At 59.8% G+C, this 19156-nt stretch carries 17 protein-coding genes; 7 read left to right on the top strand and 10 right to left on the bottom strand.

Annotated features, from left to right (window positions below; all coding sequences use genetic code 11):
• Nucleotides 1–32 precede the first annotated feature (32 nt).
• From GFD32_RS13030 to GFD32_RS12985, 10 genes are all read right to left on the bottom strand, one after another.
• Complete coding sequence (locus tag GFD32_RS13030; protein WP_163577040.1) at nt 33–1214, bottom strand: alginate export family protein; 1182 nt, start codon at nt 1212–1214, stop codon at nt 33–35.
• Between the two features lie 173 nt (nt 1215–1387).
• Nucleotides 1388–4510, bottom strand: a complete 3123-nt coding sequence (locus tag GFD32_RS13025) for an efflux RND transporter permease subunit (RefSeq protein ID WP_163577039.1) — start codon at nt 4508–4510, stop codon at nt 1388–1390.
• On the bottom strand, nt 4507–6249 hold the full coding sequence (locus GFD32_RS13020; protein ID WP_163577038.1) for an efflux RND transporter periplasmic adaptor subunit: 1743 nt from the start codon (nt 6247–6249) through the stop codon (nt 4507–4509). Before GFD32_RS13020 ends, GFD32_RS13025 begins: the two co-directional genes overlap by 4 nt.
• A gap of 46 nt (nt 6250–6295) precedes the next feature.
• On the bottom strand, nt 6296–7588 hold the full coding sequence (locus GFD32_RS13015; protein ID WP_240455644.1) for a TolC family protein: 1293 nt from the start codon (nt 7586–7588) through the stop codon (nt 6296–6298).
• 277 nt (nt 7589–7865) lie between these two features.
• Nucleotides 7866–8282: a hypothetical protein gene (locus GFD32_RS13010; RefSeq protein ID WP_163577037.1), complete on the bottom strand. Its 417-nt coding sequence runs from the start codon at nt 8280–8282 to the stop codon at nt 7866–7868.
• A 196-nt stretch (nt 8283–8478) separates the two neighbouring features.
• Nucleotides 8479–9645 (bottom strand): DcaP family trimeric outer membrane transporter, encoded by a 1167-nt coding sequence (locus tag GFD32_RS13005; RefSeq protein WP_163577036.1) that lies wholly within the window; start codon nt 9643–9645, stop codon nt 8479–8481.
• 421 nt (nt 9646–10066) lie between these two features.
• A complete protein-coding gene (locus GFD32_RS13000) occupies nt 10067–11389 on the bottom strand; it encodes a sensor histidine kinase (RefSeq protein ID WP_240455643.1) in 1323 nt (440 codons plus the stop codon).
• Nucleotides 11376–12041 (bottom strand): response regulator transcription factor, encoded by a 666-nt coding sequence (locus tag GFD32_RS12995; RefSeq protein WP_163577034.1) that lies wholly within the window; start codon nt 12039–12041, stop codon nt 11376–11378. Before GFD32_RS12995 ends, GFD32_RS13000 begins: the two co-directional genes overlap by 14 nt.
• A 4-nt stretch (nt 12042–12045) precedes the next feature.
• Nucleotides 12046–12516 (bottom strand): cupredoxin domain-containing protein, encoded by a 471-nt coding sequence (locus tag GFD32_RS12990; protein ID WP_163577033.1) that lies wholly within the window; start codon nt 12514–12516, stop codon nt 12046–12048.
• Between the two features lie 100 nt (nt 12517–12616).
• Complete coding sequence (locus GFD32_RS12985; RefSeq protein WP_163577032.1) at nt 12617–13678, bottom strand: L,D-transpeptidase family protein; 1062 nt, start codon at nt 13676–13678, stop codon at nt 12617–12619.
• Nucleotides 13679–13993: 315 nt separating this feature from the next.
• On the opposite strand from GFD32_RS12985, the gene GFD32_RS12980 reads away from it, so the two are divergent.
• The 7 genes from GFD32_RS12980 (at nt 13994) to GFD32_RS12950 (ending at nt 19131) form a co-directional block, all read left to right on the top strand.
• Nucleotides 13994–14326 (top strand): hypothetical protein, encoded by a 333-nt coding sequence (locus GFD32_RS12980; protein ID WP_163577031.1) that lies wholly within the window; start codon nt 13994–13996, stop codon nt 14324–14326.
• Between the two features lie 146 nt (nt 14327–14472).
• Nucleotides 14473–15228, top strand: a complete 756-nt coding sequence (locus tag GFD32_RS12975) for a Spy/CpxP family protein refolding chaperone (protein ID WP_240455642.1) — start codon at nt 14473–14475, stop codon at nt 15226–15228.
• Between the two features lie 73 nt (nt 15229–15301).
• Nucleotides 15302–17812: a heavy metal translocating P-type ATPase gene (locus GFD32_RS12970; RefSeq protein ID WP_163577030.1), complete on the top strand. Its 2511-nt coding sequence runs from the start codon at nt 15302–15304 to the stop codon at nt 17810–17812.
• Nucleotides 17809–18051 (top strand): hypothetical protein, encoded by a 243-nt coding sequence (locus tag GFD32_RS12965; protein ID WP_163577029.1) that lies wholly within the window; start codon nt 17809–17811, stop codon nt 18049–18051. The genes GFD32_RS12970 and GFD32_RS12965 overlap by 4 nt, the downstream gene beginning before the upstream one ends.
• 82 nt (nt 18052–18133) lie before the next feature.
• The gene (locus GFD32_RS12960; RefSeq protein WP_163577028.1) at nt 18134–18487 is read left to right on the top strand and encodes a hypothetical protein; all 354 of its coding nucleotides are present in this window, start codon (nt 18134–18136) and stop codon (nt 18485–18487) included.
• Between the two features lie 63 nt (nt 18488–18550).
• On the top strand, nt 18551–18688 hold the full coding sequence (locus GFD32_RS12955; RefSeq protein WP_163577027.1) for a hypothetical protein: 138 nt from the start codon (nt 18551–18553) through the stop codon (nt 18686–18688).
• Complete coding sequence (locus GFD32_RS12950; protein ID WP_163577026.1) at nt 18685–19131, top strand: DUF411 domain-containing protein; 447 nt, start codon at nt 18685–18687, stop codon at nt 19129–19131. The genes GFD32_RS12955 and GFD32_RS12950 overlap by 4 nt, the downstream gene beginning before the upstream one ends.
• The last annotated feature ends 25 nt before the right edge of the window (nt 19132–19156 follow it).

The following is a 19156-nucleotide window of genomic DNA, read 5'->3' as shown; positions in this document are numbered from 1 at the left end:
ACCCGACACCTGGATACCACTAAATTACATAATTACAGGGAATAATTCATATACACCCACCCCTTACGGGCATCCACACTGAACTCATCGGCATCATAATCAGCATACTTGGCTCCAACCGAAAACTCTGGAGTCAACTGCCAGTTTGCAACAACATCGAACTCACTACCATACGAATCACCACTATTATCAGCTTTATAGTCATGGTAGACTAAAGCAAGATTCACGCTTTCTAGCGGATTGGCTGATACACTAGCATAACGGTCAACAAGACCGTCGTCCGGAATCGTCAAAAACTGGTCTGCCCAGCCATTTTTCCCGTGCAGGGTGGCCAAGGGAGTTTGCACGGCATTGGTCCCGTTACCTTCCAACAACTCATATCCCCCCAAGACTTTGACTCCAGCAACGGCCAAGCTGAGCTCAGCGAGCCCGTAGTCGAGATCATAGTCACTGGGATTGTCGGCAGCATCGCCCTGCCTAGCATATTCCAACACATATCCCAAAGTCATTTCGGCACTGACATCGTTGGCCCCGGAAAGTCGAAGACCAATAGTTTCCGAAGACAGCCCCGGCGCCTCCCCTTCAAAATCAAGCAAATAGCCATATCCTGTCGCCTTGAGCCAAGGCAGGACCTCATAGCTGACATTGAGTAGATGGCTATCCTGGTCCTGCCGGGCACCAGTGATCATGTTCCGCTGCCATAGGTATCCATAAGTCGCAACGAGGCCAGGCAGGGCTTCTACAGTCAATGTTGCTGCATCAAAGGTTTGTTCCTGCTGGCGCCAGCCAACATTGCCGACCCAACGATGGTTGTCTAGAATCACACGCTGCCGACCAAGCTTGGCCACGGTGTCGGCAAGTCCGCCATACCCCAGATAAGCCCTATTTAACTCCGTCAACGCCGGATCAGCCACTACCGGCGTATCGGCATCCTGGTAATTATCGAACTGAATCGCCCGAGTATCGCTGAATTCAACATGTGCCGCCAGTCCATGAAACTCCCCCGTACGATACCCAAGGCGGGTTCGCACAGTAGAAGCCTCCGCCTCCTTTTCAAACCCTTCTTGATCGACTAGCTCAAACCGGTAGCGCAAGTCGAGGTTTGTCTCACCACTGCCAATAGCACTCAAAAAATCATTCTGCGCCTGAGCGGCTGAAGAAGCGAAGGAGAGCACTACAATACCAGCTGACAACTTAGCAATCGATTTCATCATGATCCCCATAATCCTTGGTATGAAGGTGACTTCTTACATTGTGGAGCTGAACGCAATCCCCACTGAATCAGTGTAAGAAAGCACACTTCATTATCCTTGATTGTCATCAATTATTCAGGAAACACACATGACATAAAAGGAATATATTTATTCGCGACCATCGCTAAACTCCTTCATACACTGACCGATCTCGCTTTCCACAGATAATAAATACAGGGGAGTACCAATAGCGTCAGGATCACCGCACTCACCATGCCGCCTACCATGGGCGCCGCGATACGGCTGACCACTTCCGCTCCCGTCCCCGTGCTGTACATCAGTGGCAACAGGCCGGCGATCGTCGAGACCGACGTCATCATGACCGGACGCACCCGCAGGGCAGCACCGTGCAGCACAGCATGGCGCAAGGTTTCCCGACGCGGCTCCACCCCCTTGTGATGACAGCGTTCGATCATGTGCTGGTAGGCCTGGTTGAGGTAGACGAGCATGATCACACCGATCTCCACCGCCACACCGGCCAGCGCAATGAAGCCCACCCCCACGGCCACGGAGAAGTTGTAGCCCAGCAAGTACATCAACCAGATGGCTCCCACCATGGCCAGCGGCAGCGTGCCCATGATGATCGCGACTTCGCTGAAGCGCTTGAAGCTCAGATAGAGCAGGATCACGATGATAGCCAGCGTGAAGGGCACCACGTACGTCAGCTTCTCCTTGGCGCGCAGCATGTATTCATACTGCCCGGACCAGGACACCGAATACCCAGCAGGTAGTTCGAGCTCCTCCGCCACGACATCCATGGCACGCTGCACGTAAGTGCCGACATCCACCCCCTCGATATCCACGAAGGTCCATCCGTTGGGGCGCGCGTTCTCGCTCTTGATCGCCGGTGGCCCGTCTTCCACGTAAATATCCGCCACATCGGCCAAAGCAATACGTTGTCCATTGGCGGTGACAATTGGCAGCTCGGCTAGCCGCTCGGGCGAGTCGCGGTAATCCTGGGGATAGCGCAGGTTGACCGGGTAGCGCTCCAGGCCTTCGATGGTCTGGGTGATGTTACGGCCACCGATGGCCGTGGCCACCACCTGCTGCACGTCGGCGATGTTCAGGCCGTAGCGCGCCGCTTGGTCGCGGTCGATATCTGCCTTGATGTAGCGGCCTCCGGCCACTCGCTCCGAATAGACCGAGGCCGTGCCGGGCACGTCGGCAAGAATGGTCTCCAACTGCTGGCCTATACGCTGAATTTCGCCCAGGTCTTCACCCGCCACCTTAATACCCACCGGCGTCTTGATGCCGGTCGCCAGCATGTCGATGCGCGTCGCGATGGGCATCACCCAGGCATTGGATACCCCCGGCACCCGCACCAGGTTGTCGAGCTCCTCCTTCAGCTTGTCGGTGGTCATCCCCTCGCGCCACTCGTCACGTGGCTTGAGCTGGATGAAGGTTTCGATCATGGTCAGCGGCGCCGGGTCGGTCGCCGTGTCGGCACGTCCGATCTTGCCAAACACCGTCTCGACCTCCGGCAGAGTGGCGATCAGCTTGTCGGTCTGCTGCAGGAGTTCCCGCGCCTTGCCGGTGGAGAGGCCGGGATAGGTGGTGGGCATGTACATCAGGTCCCCCTCGTCCAGGGGCGGGATGAATTCGCTGCCGATCTTGTTGACGGGCCAGAAGCCGACCACGGTCACCGCCAGCACCAGGGCGATCGTCGTCTTCGGGAAACGCAGCAGCCCCTTGAGGACCGGCATATACGCGCCTACCAGCAGGCGATTGACAGGGTTCTTGCGTTCGGGTAGCACGCGGCCACGGATAAAGTAGCCCATCAGCACCGGAATCAATGTAACTGCCAGCCCGGCACTCGCCGCCATCGCATAGGTCTTGGTAAAGGCGAGCGGCGAGAACATCCGCCCCTCCTGCGCCTCCAGGGTGAACACCGGCACGAAACTGACAGTAATGATCAGCAGACTGAAAAAGAGCGCCGGCCCCACCTCTACCGCCGAGTCGGCCACCACCTTCCAGCGATTTTCCGGCGTCAGTGGCGTACGCTCCATATGCTTGTGAAAATTTTCTATCAGCACCACGGCGCCATCGATCATCGCCCCGATGGCGATGGCAATACCCGCCAGCGACATGATGTTGGCGTTGAGGCCCTGCCAGCTCATGATGATAAAGGCCGTCAGTATCCCCATGGGCAGGCTGATCATTGCCACCAGCGCAGAGCGCAGGTGAAACAGGAAAAGCACGCATACCAGGGCCACGATGACCAGCTCTTCGAGCACGCCTCGCCACAGGGTATCCACTGCCCTCTCGATCAGACCTGAACGATCGTAAACGGTGACAACCTCGACGCCTTCGGGAAGACTTGACTGAAGCTGGTCAAGCTTGGCCTTGACGCCATCAATCGTCTTCTGGGCGTTCTCGCCGTCGCGCATGATGACGATGCCACCGACGGTTTCACCTTCCCCATTCAGCTCGGCGATACCGCGACGCATCTGCGGACCCAGTCCGATATCGGCCACATCCTTGAGCAGCAGAGGCGTTCCGTTGTCATCCACTCCCAGCGGGATACTGGCAAGATCCTCACGACTCTGGATATAACCAGTAGCGCGCACCATGTACTCAGCTTCGGCCATCTCAACGACCGAGGCTCCCACTTCCTGATTGGCCCGCTGTATGGCGGTCTGGATGTGGGCCAGTGGGATGTCGAAAGCGCGCAGCTTCTCCGGATCCACCACGACCTGGTACTGCTTGACCATGCCACCCAGGGCCGCAACTTCCGATACACCCGATACGGTCTGAAGCTCATACTTCAGAAACCAGTCCTGCAAGCTGCGAAGCTCACTGAGGTCATGCGTACCCGTTCGGTCAACCAAAGCATAGAGATAGACCCAGCCCACCCCGGTGGCATCCGGCCCTAGCTGTGGCCGAGCGCTATCCGGTAGCGTGGGCGCCACCTGAGAGAGGTACTCCAGTACCCGCGAGCGGGCCCAGTAAGGATCAGTGTCCTCATCGAAGATGACGTAGACATAGGAGTCACCGAAGAAGGAGTAGCCACGCACCGTGGCGGCTCCGGGGACCGACAGCATGGCGGTGGTGAGCGGGTAGGTGACCTGGTCCTCGACCACCTGAGGGGCCTGCCCCGGATAGTTGGTCTTCACGATCACCTGCACATCGGACAGGTCCGGCAGAGCATCAATAGGTGTACTCTTGATCGAATAGATGCCCGCTCCCGCCACCATCACCGCTGCGAGAAGGACAAGAAAGCGATTGGTGATGGACCAGCGAATCAGAGCAGGAATCATTGCTTATGCTCCTCTGCTCCATGGCCACCATGACCATCATGGCTATCATGTCGCTCATTAACCTGAGGCATGCCACCGGAATCACCATGGCCTTCGTGAGCGTCCATTGGGGCCGAAAGATCAGTGTGCGAAGCATGAGAAGCGTGCTCTGATGGCTCATGACCACTTTCACTCTCTCCGCCATGCTGATCATGGTTCATCTCTGTCATGTCAGACTCTTCCTCTGGCCGCGCCTCCACATGCACCGCCATGACGTGATATTCGCCTTCTCCAACCTCCCCGATTTCAACATGGATATCCATTCCTGATTTTAAAGATTCCATTTCAATGGATTCATCCACCGAGAAATCCATATTCATGGCAGGCCACTGCCACGCCTCTATGGCATCATGGGCAAGGGTTACCATGCGATGGTTAGGCATGACATTTTCAATGCTCGCCGCTACCCATACTGTTTCTTCATGGCTGTCATTATCGCCACTTGCCTCATAACTATGTTCCATCCGGCGAAAATCGGAGGTACGGCTCGACTCGGAGTCGAGCAAGAATTGCGCCGATGTAACAATACGTTCTCCCTCCTCAAGCCCCGATATCACCTCCACCTTTTCCCAGCCAACTCGGCCCAGGTTGACTTCGATAGATTTAAACTTTCCATCACCCAATGCGAGCACGACTCTCGCCTGATCACCAGTACGAATCAAGGACTCTCGAGGGATCTGTAGTGACTCTCCGTCCGACTCTGACAAAACGGTAAGCTGCGCAAACATACCCGGCTTCAAGGCCATGTCTTCATTGGAAAATCGCATCCGAACTCGGGCCGTTCGCGTTTTTTCATCGATGTTGGGATATACGTAGTCGACCACACCATCCCACTTCCGATCAGGAAGATAGTCGAGTGTCATGCGAACCCTATCCCCCTCTTCGATCAGCGCCGCCTGACGCTCGAAGACCTCACCGACCACCCAGACACGATCGAGAACGCCAATACTCATCATGCTGACTCCCGGGCGCACGAACATTCCCTCGCGAACCTCCAGGTTGTCCAGCACACCACTTTGCGGGGCGCGCAAGGTAATCGTCTGGCTGACCTGACGATTCTGTCTGAGACTCTGGATCGCTTCTTCGGGTACCTGGAGAGCGCGCAAACGCGCCATGGCGGCTGAAATGAGACCAGGGTTGTCACGATTCAGTGCCAGAAGGAGCTCTTCCTGGGCATTAACCAAGGTGGGTGAGTAGATCGAGTAGAGAGGTTTACCCTGGGTGACACGTTCACCTTCCGCCTTGACGAACAGCTGCTCTACCCACCCCTCAACTCGGGGATGAATGTGCACCAAACTGTCTTCATCATACTGTACATATCCCACCGTCCTTACGGTGGTATCAAAAACACCCTTTTCCACTGTTGCCGTCCTGACGCCGAGATTATTCACCACACCAGGGGAGATCTTTACCGTTCCCGGACTGTCGCCTTCATCGCCGTCCTCATAGACAGGAACCAGATCCATCCCCATCGGCGATTTTCCCGGTTTGTCCCGCTTGTAGTTGGGGTCCATCGGCGCAACCCAGTAAAGAGGCTCTCGCTCCTCTTCCTGCCCTTTTCCATTCTTCCCATCACCTTCAGCGGCGATATTTTTCACCGAATCAACGATAAAGCTGTTGCCATCCATGACCACAGTTCCCGATACGCCCAACAGCACGCCCAGCGACGTTACGAGCAAGTACTTTCCCATTGGATTCATCGTGACTTCTCATTCCAGAATTGAGGTATCATGAGCTAGCGTAGGGCTACGCTCGGGACAGCAGGTAGTTGATTTCGGCCATCACCTTGAACCGCTGGGCAGACAAGGCAATCAGTTCCACGCTGGCATTGGTTTCATCGATGCGCGCACGAACCGCCTCGGCAAAGTCGCCATCGTCATTGTTGTACGCGGAAAGAGAGGCTTCGGCCTGCTCACTCATCTCGGGCAATAACCGCTGTTCATACAGGGCAATCCGTTCATCGAGACGTGACAGCTCCGCCCAATTGGTTTCGAGTCGGGCAATCAGTTCACGAACCAGAATTTCTCTCTCGTAGCGGACCGATTCATGGCGTGATGCGGCTGCCGCCACGCTCTTGTCCTGGCGATTCTCCGTGAAGATCGGCAGGTCAAAAGTTACCCCCACAGTGAACAGGTCCGAACGGCTTCCGCCCATGGGATCATCCTTGCGGTAGCCGTACTGTGCAGAGACACCCCATTCCTGCTTGTATTGCTGCTTTGCTGCATCGACTCCAGTGGCCATGGCATCGATTTTCCGGTCCACCGCCAGCACCATCGGATGTCGCCTCACCCGCTCATACCACTCCTGACGACTGGGCCGCTCAAGCTCTGCAAAGAGCTCGGGTTCCGACAGTTTGATATCGGGGAAGCCCCCCGCTGCGGGCATGACAGCTGAGCTTCCCAACCACTCCGACAACTGCTTCTCTACCGACTCCTGCTGCTGCTTGAGATCGGTCAAGCGATCCTCCAGGCGTGTCAGCTCCAGCTGTGCGCGGATCACATCTTCCTGGCGAGTCATGCCAAAGGCCGAGGCGTAGCTCACCTCAGCAACATCCGCCAACTGCTCGAACAGGCTACGATCACGCTCGATCCGGCGGATACTCTGCTCAGCTCGAGTGGCTTCCAGCCACAGCTGGCTGACCACGGCTGCAACCTTGGCCTCTCGATCCTTGCGCAGCATTGGCTGCTGGGCAGCAAACTGCTGCTTCTGCTGTTTGGCAAGCGCCAGGCTGTCACCGCGAGGAAACATCTGGCTGATGCCGATGCTGAACTGGGTCATGCCTTCCTGGTTCAGATCGAAGGTGTCGACCGGCAAGTTGGCCGCCATCAGCGAAACCCTCGGGTCAGGCAGCTCACCGGCGACTATCGATTCACTGATTAGTGCCTCCTCGGTGTGCACGCTGCTGCTGAGCCAGGGATCATTGTCTATTGCCACTTGAACAGCCGCATCCAAGGTCATACCCATGCCTGCGGCAAGAAGTGACTGCATCGGCAAGGCGGCACTCAGCATACCAGCCAGAACAAAAATGGATTTCTTCACCGGATTGTCTCCACATGACCATCCTTCTGGAATCCAGGAAGCCCTACTTTTCAAGCCGGTCATCCTGATCATTAATTCACCGAACAGACCGCCCGAATGGCCACACCTTCCACAGGAATAGCAACCATTTCATCTAACAAGGTGGTGGCAATCGATACCACCGACCCTACCTGAAAAACCTGAATTCAGACTGAATGCGTCCACACCATGCGGAAATGGCCAGCTGATGCTGGCCAAATCACATTGCAATCTAACGTTTAGAAGTGAGACCACCAAATCAATCATACTTTACATGCAGGTTATAACGGCTTCTATCAGGTTCCCCACCTGCCGGAGCATTTCCTGAGACAATCAGCGTATAGCTTCCCGGAGATACCCTCTCGGTCAGCGAAAACCTCCCATTATAGCCATTTGACCTTGCCACAACTTCACCGGACTGGTTGACCAGCTTTCCTTGAATCCGAACACCGGCAGAAGAAGCCCCAGGGCGCTGACCACTGCTGATGCTGAGCAAGGAATCTCGCTCAACATTCAATTCGTAACTAATGGGATGTCCGCCAGACAGAATCTGCGTAGACGAGATTCCCTCGGCTAGCTGAATGCTGTTCTTTGCCTCCCCACCAAAGCTGGCCATTGCAGGCATAGAAATCATAGCTGTCATAGCGATCACAAGAGCACTGGACTTGAGTTTCATGATACCACCTCCTCTCTGTTGGTATCTTCATAGTACCCAAACACCCTGAACACTCCCTTAACGACAACCTCATCCTCCAAAAAATTCGCTCACATAAAATTGTCTTCTGCCCTGCATCGAAACGTCGCCAAACATAGCAAGCAGGCTGGACCATTGCCCAGCCTGCTTTCCAGAGCTCGCTCACTTTCCCCCAGAGTTAGAATGCATACTGCGCAGATAGCATGAGTCGCTTGGCGTCCTCATCGATCTGGTCCTGCACCTGGGTCTTGTAATAGGCAAACTCCAACCCATACATCAGCCGCTCATGGGGTGTCCACATAAGGTTGACGAATGCATTCTGGTTCTTTCGCCCGAAATCGCTTTCGAAAGCCTCAGCCGCAGCAACCTGCACGCCGTCCGAAGCGACCCTCGTATAGCCATAAGAAGTATTTAACGTATACTCAGGAGAAAGCTTGTAGGAAAAACCGATTGAGGCGCCTTCACCTGACAGCTTGTTCAGGCTACCGCCTTGATCAATGAAGGCATCGGCACCGTTCCAGTAGCCACCGGACCAGTACAGGTAGTAATTACCACCCTCGCTGGCATGGGCGATACCCCTCACCGTCAGCGGCCCCTGTGTGTAACTCGCCGCCGCAAGCACTGCACCGCCGAGAGCGGTATCATCCTGGCTGTTGGTATCGTATTTGAGCTGGCGGAGCACACCGGCAAGCGCATAGGAGAAAACCCCACTTGACTCTTCATAGCGCACGCTCAAGGTTGGCAGGGAGGTGACCGCATCGCCCGCGCTGACATCAGCGGGAATTTCTTCACCCTCGACGATATTCTGCAGCGGCTTTTCAAGGGCGACCGAAAAATGTCCAGTCGTGTATCTCAACTGCGGGACACGCGAGCCATACCCAGCGCTTGCTGCCGTGCCATAGAAATCCAGTGTCGGCGTAAACCCAACGAAGGTATTGTAATTTGACCAGGTTTGCCCCCCCAGGATGCCATTCCACTCACCATAGGCCTGGCGAAGGCGAAACCGGGGGTTGGTATCATTCTCCGACCAGAAATCCCCTTCAAACTTCGTTGATATATCTCCCGCACGCGTGGGGGTCACTGTCGCAAAACCGAACCGGCTCTGCGATGCAGATATCTGAAAGTCTCCATCTGGCGAATCAGGTGTTGTCGCCGCTTCGGCAAAGTAACCTTCATTCGCCGAACCCGCATCCCCATCGAAATTATATGCCATATTCAACCTGGCATAACCATAAATATCAACGGAGGTATCCCTTACTTCGAATTCCAGAGCCGGTGCACTGACACTCCCCAACACTGCTACAAGAGCAGAGGCACTGACCACATATATTCGCTTATTATTCATGACTTTCCCTTTGCTAGCTAGATGATTTCTATAAACCGCCAAGAAATCCTAGCAGCATCACCTGAACTAACCCTGAAAACAAACTTAAAATACTGAATTCAAAAAAAACCGGCACAAGGCCGGCTTGAAAGATACGATCAAAACATACCGCCGATCAATTTTCGCGATAGCACCTCCGTCAACCCAGCCCAGTGAAACTTATCTCAGCAGCTCTCAGCTTACTCAGCATTCTCTTAATCGAAATACTAGCTGACTGACCTGAACCATTCCTGAACGGACCCTTAACATGGGCTATTCAATAAAAGCCTGCCCACGCCAGCTTGAGCTCAGGGGAAAGAATTACACACGGCTGACTTAAAATAAACATCACACAACTTTTTCTGGAAGCTGAGCCGTCCCAATGAAGTCTGGATAGTTTTAATCAGGCCAAGGGAAAGATAGTCACCACTTTTAACCCGCCTAGGGGAGAATGCTGGAAATCAACCGATCCATTGCATGCATGTACCAACTCACCCAGGATGGAAAGCCCCAGACCATGGCCCGGCACGCCTTCATCGAGGCGCACCCCCCGCTGGCCCAGCTGTTCGAGCTTGTCTGCCCCAACTCCTGGGCCATCATCTTCCACAGTGACGCTCAACGCTGTTCCGCTCACTGCTAGCCGGCAATGAACCTCTTCAGTCGCCCACTTGCCCGCGTTGTCGAGAACAACACCCAGCATCTCCATGAAATCCTGGCGCTCCACGGGCACACTGACTGCCATCCCCAGATCGGCATCAAGTTGGAAGCACGTTTCTGGGTAAAGCGTGTCAAACATGTCGATCAGCTGTTCGGCCTCGCGCCGGACAATCGTCACCTGACCGGCATAGGCACCGGTCGCAAAGCGCGAGCGACGCAGCTCCGATTCCAGCTGCGCATAGATGTCCTCCAAGCGCTTCAACATCTTCTGGCGGCGCTTGTCATCAATGGGTCGTGAGCCGCGAAGCACCTGGGTCACAGCAGCCAACGGAGTCTTGAGTCCATGCGAAAGGTTCGCCACCGATTCGCGGGAACGTGCCAAGCGCCGGTCCTGATCATCCAAGAACTGGTTAAGCTGTACGACTAGATCATCCAGCTCAGAGGGGGCATCGAGCTGAATCCGATCTCGGCGGCCCCACTGCAGTTCGTGCAGCTGATCATGGAGCTGGGTCAATGGGCGAAGTCCGCGACTCACGGCGATGAGATTGAGAGTAACCAGCAGCAGCAGCACGACACCGGCAATACCCGCGACCCACCAGTGCAAGGTTGCCAAGCCTGACTCTACCTGGGAGAAGTCCTCGCCGATCAGCAGGACGCCCCGCTGCCCATCGAAGGCAAACACTTCACGGTAGACGAGCAGTTGGCGGCCTCGCCATTCAACGTCAAAGAGGCTGTCCCCGCCACTACTCAGATAGGGTTCCAATTGCTCTCGCCAAAGAGGATCGGAGACGGTCACTATGCCATTCAGCCGGACGGCATAGAGGTGGTGAAAGAGCTGGTAGGTTTCGCTGGTTGCCTCCAGCCACGCCAGTGCTGATGGGCCTTCCTCTTGCAGCCGTCGCAGGGTGTATTCCGCCTCCTGCCGTAGTCGCTCCCCCAGGAATTCTCGGGCCAGATCGCTCAACAGCGAGCCGTGCAACAACCAGGTCACGCCAACCACGACCACGGCCACACCGCAAAGCCAGGTGAACAGGCGGAAACGCAGGCTGCGCCAATCAACGCGAGGCAAAGAGGTACCCCTGACCACGACGTGTCTGGATCACGTGCTTGCCGAGCCGGCGACGTAATCGACTGATATACACCTCCACCAGATTGGGGTCGGCGGCATCCTGCTCCAGGGAATAGAGCTGATCGAGCAGCTGCATCTTGGAGTGCACCCGATCCGGATGGCGCATGAGATAGCGCAGCAAGCGGAACTCGGTCGAGGTCAGGTCATGCCAGAGCGCTCCATCCGCCGACACCTGCCGGGTGTGCTCGTCGAGCTGTACGCCATTAATGGCCAGGATATTGGCCAGCACCCCGGACTGCCGTCGCAGCAGGGCATGCAGCCGGGCGAGAAGTTCCGACTTGTGAAAGGGCTTGGTGAGATAGTCGTCGGCACCACCGCGCAGTCCGACGACCTTGTCCTCCCAGGTATCACGTGCCGTAAGGATCAGGATGGGAAGCTGCTGCCCCTGCCGACGCCAGCGCTCGATCAGTTCAAGCCCCGAACCGTCAGGTAACCCCAGGTCGATAATGGCCAGCGCATACTCCTCGGTCGACATCAGCAACTCGGCGTCGCGGATGCTGCTCGCCCAATCGACGGCATAGCCGTCGTCATTGAGCGACTCTTCCAGGCTTTCGGCTAGCAGATCGTCGTCCTCAAGCAGCAGCAACTTCATACCGTCATCCCTCGACGTCGATGTCCCCGGACATGCCGGCTTCGTAGTGGCCGGGGATGTTACAAGCGAACTCCAGATCGCGCACATCCTCGGGTGCCGTCCATACCAGGGTGGCCGTCTCGCCCGGGGCAATGGTGACGGCAGGCAGGTCATCGTCATGAGCACCATGGCTGCCGTGCCCACCAGAGGCCATTTCCTGCATCATCTGGCGATGCGCCGCCTGCGCTTCGGCATCGCCGATCACGAACTCGTGCTCGACGTTGCCGGTATTGACGATTTCGAAGCGCACCGTTTCTCCGGGAGCAATCTCGAGGCGCTCGGGATCGAACCACATATCACCGGCCTGAAAACGGATCGTTCGCTCGGCCGTCGCGTCGTGCGAGGCGTGGTGGCCGTCATCATGCTCACCCGCAGCGAAGGCAACTGTCGAAGACAACAGGCCGCCCATCAGCAGGGGGAGTAGACTGTTACGCATTTGCCGTTCCTCTCTCATGAACGTCAGGGAAGTTTCCTTTGTAAGCCATCGGCCTGAACCCAGGCTGAATGGCACCTGCGTTCAGGCAGGCGTCACGACATCACACCTCCAGGGCGTCGATAAAGCCCTGCTTGAGCCCCAGGTGCTCATAGATGCCGCCGGCCTCGCTCTCTGCCTCGGCAAGTTCCGCTTCCGGCTCGGGCTCGGGAGCCGGCCGGATGGCCACCACCTGGCCGTCGGGCGCATCCACCACGCCCCGCAGTTGCTCGTAGTCGAGCGCCATGGACTCCCCCTCGGCCGACTGGCCGAGCAGGGTCAGCGCCTCGAGCAGCAGCGCCATGCCGTTCTCCTGCGTTTCCAGCGGCTCGTAGGCCTGCACATAGGGGGTCCCTTCGTGCCAGCCAGCCTTGATCGGCTGGTCGATGATGTGGACCTGGGTGCCTACCGGCACGCGATCGAATACCGAGGCAATGTCCTCCGGATACATGCGGATGCAGCCACGGCTGGCGCGCATGCCGATGCCATCCGGCTGGTTGGTGCCATGGATCAGGTAGCCGTCGAAACCCAGCAGGATGGCGTGATTTCCAAGGGGATTGTCGGGCCCCGGGGGCACCACTCGGGGGGCTTCCTCTCCCCGCTCGGCGGCTTCCCGGCGGACCGATTCGGGCGGGTACCAGGCAGGATTTTCGATACGCATGGTGGTCTGGGTCTTGCCCAGCGGGGTGTCGAAACCCTCGCGGCCGATGCCGATGGGATAGGTCTCGACCCGCGGCGTCTCGCCTTCGCCCACCTCGGGGTAGTAGTAGAGCCGCAGTTCGGCGACATTGATGACGATGCCTTCGCGCGGCACCGGTGGCAGCAAGCGCTGCGCGGGAATCACCACTTCGGTCCCTTCGCCGGGTAACCAGACGCTGACATCGGGGTTGGCGCGGCGGATCTCCTCGTAGCCAACATTGTGTTCGCGTCCAATGTCGAGCAGCGTCTCGTCGGCCCGCGCCTCGACGGTGTAGTCCTTGCCGATCACGTCACCCTGTTCAGGCAGGGGGAAGTGGCCTTTGGGCCAGTCGTCCACCGCTTCCTCTGCCTGGGCGGAGCTAACTATCAGGCCAAGGATCAGGAAGCAGCACAGTGACCAGCATCGAATCAGAAATAAGGCACGCATGTTGGCAGGTCATCCACTGGGGAGGGTAAGCCGAACAGTGTTCCATGCCGTTTCCGCTCTCGCAAGCCGCACGCCAACTGGCATGGTCGCTCCCGGTCAGAGGGCAAGAAAGGTAATGGCACCAGGAACCTATGTCCTGCACACAGCTTGTCCAGGACAACGTGTAGTGATACAGATCAAGAGGCGTCGCTGCGGTTTCAACTACGCTGAGGTGGCGTCCCCCTCTGAATTGGAGGTCCTGGCATGACAGCAAGGCCCACGCCCCGGCGACACAGTACCCGTCGACCTTCCCACGGGAAGGGAAGCTGGCTTGGCGTGTTGCTGTGTCTGGCTACCCTGCTGCTGGTCTCGCCCGCCATGGCCCATGACGCCTCCCTTGGCGTCGACGCAATGACCGTCCAGCCGGCCGCTGCCGCCCTCGTCCCAAGCGACCACGGACCTCACTGCCACCACGGACATGGCGTTGCCGCAAACGATCGCCTCCTGCCGCGTGTGGAGCGACTGGATGGCGACGCCGAACCACCGCTTCCCGAAGACCGAGCTCTCGGCGCTCCGCCGGCACCGCTCGCCACCTTGGGGCAACCCTCCGCGGCTCCGGTTTCCTCCCCGATTCCCCTCTATTTGTTGACCGAGCGCTTCCGCTCCTGAATCCCTCCTCGGCTCGCCCCTGACAGGGCGAACCGCCAGCGCTGTGGACCCTTGCGGCCAAAGCCGCCATCGCACTACGCATGACGCACGACGTCGACCACGTGACGGGCCATCGTGCCCGCCAGCAGCAAGCAAGGAGAATGACCATGATTCTGCGCAAACACGCTCTCGCACTCGGGCTCTCTCTGGCCATGGGGGCTGGCGGTGCCGGCCTCGCCATGGCCCAGGGCGGCATGATGGGCGGCCAGGGCGGTATGGGCCCCGGCATGATGGGCGGCCAGGGCGGTATGGGCCCCGGCATGATGGGCGGCCAGGGCGGTATGGGCCCCGGCATGATGGGCGGCATGGGGCCTGGCATGATGGGCGGCCAGGGCGGTATGGGCCCCGGCATGATGGGCGGCCAGGGCGGTATGGGCCCCGGCATGATGGGCGGCATGGGGCCTGGCATGATGGGCGGCCAGGGCGGTATGGGCCCCGGCATGATGGGCAGCCAGCGCGGCATGGGCCCCGGCATGATGCAAGGCATGATGGGTGGCGGCATGATGCCCTGCCCGATGATGGGCAGTAGCGGCATGGGCATGATGCAGCAGATGCTCGAGCCCGAGCAGCGTAGCGAGATGCGCGAACTAATGCAGGGCCACCGCCAGGAACAGTTCACACGCATGGGCGAGATGATGAACCTGCGGGACGACTTCATGGCCCTCATGCAGGAGGCGGGCCCCGACCCCGACGCCATCCAGGCACTGCACGGCCAGATGGCCGAGTTGCATGGCGAGATGCTGGCCGACCGGATCCGCCACCATAATGCCCTGAATGACCTGCTCACCGACGAGCAACGCGAGCAGCTGCAGCAGGCCATGCCCCAGGGTGTCACACCCGAGGATCACGAGTCCCATCACTGAGCACTCCTCATCAACCAAGGTGGGCGGCCGCCTGTGGGGTCGCCCACCTGGCCTTGCAATCAGGAGGAGGGCAATGGCCGATATGACCGGTAATCGAATCACCCTGACGGTACCCGGCATGGGCAGTGATCACTGTGCCGGCATTGTGCGCAAGACGCTCGAGCGCCTCGAGGGCGTGGGCGAAATCCACACCAACATCGCCAGCCACCGCGTCAGCGTAGCGGTCGACACCGAAGGCCCGGATGGCGAGGCGCTCAAACGTGCCGTCGAAGGCGCCGGCTATGATGTCGCTGCCGTCGGCGGTGACACAGGCCAGCAGCACATCCGCCTGACCGTACCCGGCATGGGCAGCGATCACTGTGCTGGCATCATCCGCAGTACCCTGGAGCGCCTCGACGGCATCGAGGCGATCGATACCAATATCGCCAGCCATCAGGTGAAGGTGACAGTCGCGGCGAACGGCCCCGACGGCGACTCCTTGAAGCACGCTGTGGAGGGAGCCGGCTACGACGTGGCAGCCGTGCAGGGGGAAACGGAGGAGGCAGACACCGAGGCCGATGCCGAGATCGAGGAGGCCTACCTCGGCCAGGCGCGCAAGCGGCTGATCATCGCCGCGGTGCCCACCACCCTGATCATGCTGCTGATGATGCCGCACATGTTCTGGCAGCCGATCCCGGGATATCTCACGATCATCGCCGTGCTGGCCTTTCCGGTGGTGTTCCTCTATGGCGGCGTCGCCACCCATCGCTCGAGCTGGCGCTCGCTGAAGAACGGCACCTTCAACATGGACGTGCTGATCTCCATGGGCAGCCTGCCGCCCTACCTGATCGGCCTGATCGGCTTCGTCTACCCGATGACCTCGTTCATCGAGATGGCCGCCACCATCATGACCTTCCACCTGCTGGGTCGCTATCTGGAAGCCCTGGCCAAGGGGCGCGCCTCCCAGGCAATTCGCCGCCTGCTCACCCTGGGTGCCAAGACGGCCCGGGTGGAGCGCGAGGGCGAGGAAGTCGAGGTGCCGGTCAAGGAGCTGGCCCCCGGGGACATCATGGTCGTGCGCCCCGGCGACAAGGTGCCCACCGATGGCGAGGTCGTCGAGGGCGAGAGCCACCTCGACGAGTCCATCGCCACCGGCGAGTCGGTACCGGTCTACAAGAGCACCGGCGACAGCGTGATCGGCGCCACCATCAACAAGGAGGGGCGCCTGCGGGTGAAGGCCACGCGAGTCGGCGGCGATACCTTCCTCTCCCAGGTGGTGCGCCTGATCGACCAGGCCCAGGGCTCGCGGGTGCCGATCCAGGAGTTCGCCGACCGCATGACCGGACGCTTCGTGCCTGCGGTGCTGGCCATCGCCCTGGTCAGCCTGGTGGCCTGGGCGCTCGCCCCCGACGCCCTGCGCCCGATCCTCGACTGGGGGGCCACCTTCCTGCCCTGGGTGAACCCCGAGGCCGCCGTGCCGGTGCTGGCAATACTGGCCGCCATCGCCGTGCTGGTCATCGCCTGCCCCTGCGCCCTGGGCCTGGCCACACCGACGGCACTGATGGTGGGCTCCGGCATCGGCGCCGAGCGCGGCATCCTGATCCGCTCCGGCGAGGCGATCCAGACCTTCAAGGATGTCACCGTCATGGTCCTCGACAAGACCGGCACCATCACCCGCGGTGAGCCGAAACTCACCGACGTGGTCGCCGCCGAGGGCGTCGACGATAGCGACCTGCTGCGACTGGCCGCCAGCGTCGAAAACGCCTCCGAGCATCCCATCGCCCGCGCCATCGTCGAGGGCGCCCGCGAGCGTGACGTGCCGCCCGGAGAGGTCAACGAGTTCCGCTCTACCGGGGCGCGCGGCGTTTCCGGCAAGGTCGGCGAGCAGCGCGTGCTGATCGGCAACCGCCGCCTGCTCGATGAGGAGGGCGTCACCGGCCTCGAGGCCCTCGACGACGCCATACAGGCCCTCGAGGACAAGGGGCGCACCGTGGTGATCGTCGCCGCCGACGGCCAGGCACGTGGCCTGGTTGCCGTCGCCGATACCCTGAAGGAGGAGTCGCACGAGGCCATTCGCGGCATGCATGAGCTCGGGCTGCACGTGGTGATGATCACCGGTGACAACGAGCGCGCCGCCCGTGCCGTGGCCGAGGAGGTGGGCATCGATGAGGTCCAGGCCGGCGTGCTGCCGGAAGGTAAGGTCGATGCCATCCGCAAGCTGCAGGAGAAGCACGGCAACCATGTCGCCATGGTCGGCGACGGCATCAACGACGCCCCGGCGCTGACCCAGGCCAACGTGGGCATCGCCATCGGCGCCGGTGCCGACGTGGCCATCGAGGCGGCCGACGTGACCCTGGTGCGAGGCGAGTTGACCGGGGTGGTGGAGGCCATGCACCTTTCGCGCGCCACCTTCTCCAAGATCGTGCAGAACCTCATCTGGGCGAGCGCCTACAACGTGGCCGCCATTCCCATCGCCGCCGTGGGCCTGCTGCACCCCATGATCGGGGTGATCGCCATGACAACCAGTTCGCTGTCGGTCATCGGCAATTCCCTGCTCCTCAAGCGCCGCTACGCCCGAACCCAACCCAAGGGAGAACCCTCATGAACCACACCGATCCTTCCCACGAGAGCCACGAGGAGCAATCCCCTTCGGGGAATCGCGGCCACGCCGGCCATGGGCTGATGATGCTGGCCTGCGTGGCCCTGATGGGCGGCGCCGCGGCGCTGCTGCTGTGGCGCAGCGACTCGCTGGGCAGCGGTGCCTGGCTGCTGCTGCCCATGCTGCTTTGCCTCGGCATGCACTTCGTCATGCACCGCCACGGCCATCACCACCGCGACGATTGACCGCGCCACCTTCTTGCGCCAGGTCAATGACGCCCTACGGTTCATCGGTTTCAATAGACGCATCGACGACGAGGTAGCACGCATGACGGAGCTCGCCACATCATCACCGAGCAGAAGCGCAGGGGGCCGCCTGCTGGCGCTGCTCGTCGCGCTGCTGCTGGCGATGGCCAGCCTCCCCGGCCATGCGGGCATGGACCTCGAGAATGGCCATGGCGACTGCCTCACGCCCCATGTGCAGATGCCCGACGGTGCGACCACCGATCCCGCCATGGATGCATCCGATCCTCCAACCGACGCTGTCGGATGTTCCGCCTGCTCCGCGCTTGCCCATGGCATGCAGTTGGCCCTCACCGACCCCGCCTCCCCGGCCATCGCCCCGGCGGTGGCTTTCGTCGCACGCAGCCCCCAGCCCCCGCGGCGGCCTCCCAAAGCCTGAACGAACGCCCATCGCACGACAGCGCTACCCAATGTAGACCCCCGTTCTTCAGGAGGCATTCCCATGCCGATCGACTGCCCCATGACCGGCAGCATTCTGGGCACCGTCATGCCCATCGCCGCCCTCTTGCTGATCACCCTCGGCGTCGCCGCCCTGAGCAAGTATCTCTTCTTCACCCCGCGTAACGGAGCCATCTCATGAACCGTTCCATGACCTCCCTGCTGCTTTCCGGCGCTCTCGTACTGGGCGCCGCCACTACGGCCCACGCCGCCCCGGTGCCGGACGAAGCCACCCTCTACAAGAACCCGCAGTGCGGCTGCTGCGACGGCTACGCCGAGCACCTGGAAGCCAAGGGCATCAAGGTGACCGTCATCGACGACGTCGACATGGGCGAGATCAAGCAGGAAGCCGGCCTGCCTTACGGGCTCGGCTCGTGCCATACCGTCGAGATCGGACGCTACACGGTCGAGGGCCACGTGCCCTTCGAGGCCATCGAGGCCCTGTTCGACCAGCAACTGCGCATCGACGGCATCGGCCTGGCCGGCATGCCCATCGGTACCCCGGGCATGCCCGGGCCCAAGAAGGAGGACTGGGATGTTTACCAGTTCACCGACCAGGAGCCGATGCCCTTCATGACACTGTAAGCTCACGCGCGCCGGCACACGCCGG

The organism is Halomonas faecis (genome assembly GCF_010993975.1).
Taxonomy (GTDB): Bacteria; Pseudomonadota; Gammaproteobacteria; order Pseudomonadales; family Halomonadaceae; genus Halomonas; species Halomonas faecis.
This window is presented reverse-complemented; position numbering and strand designations above follow the sequence as displayed.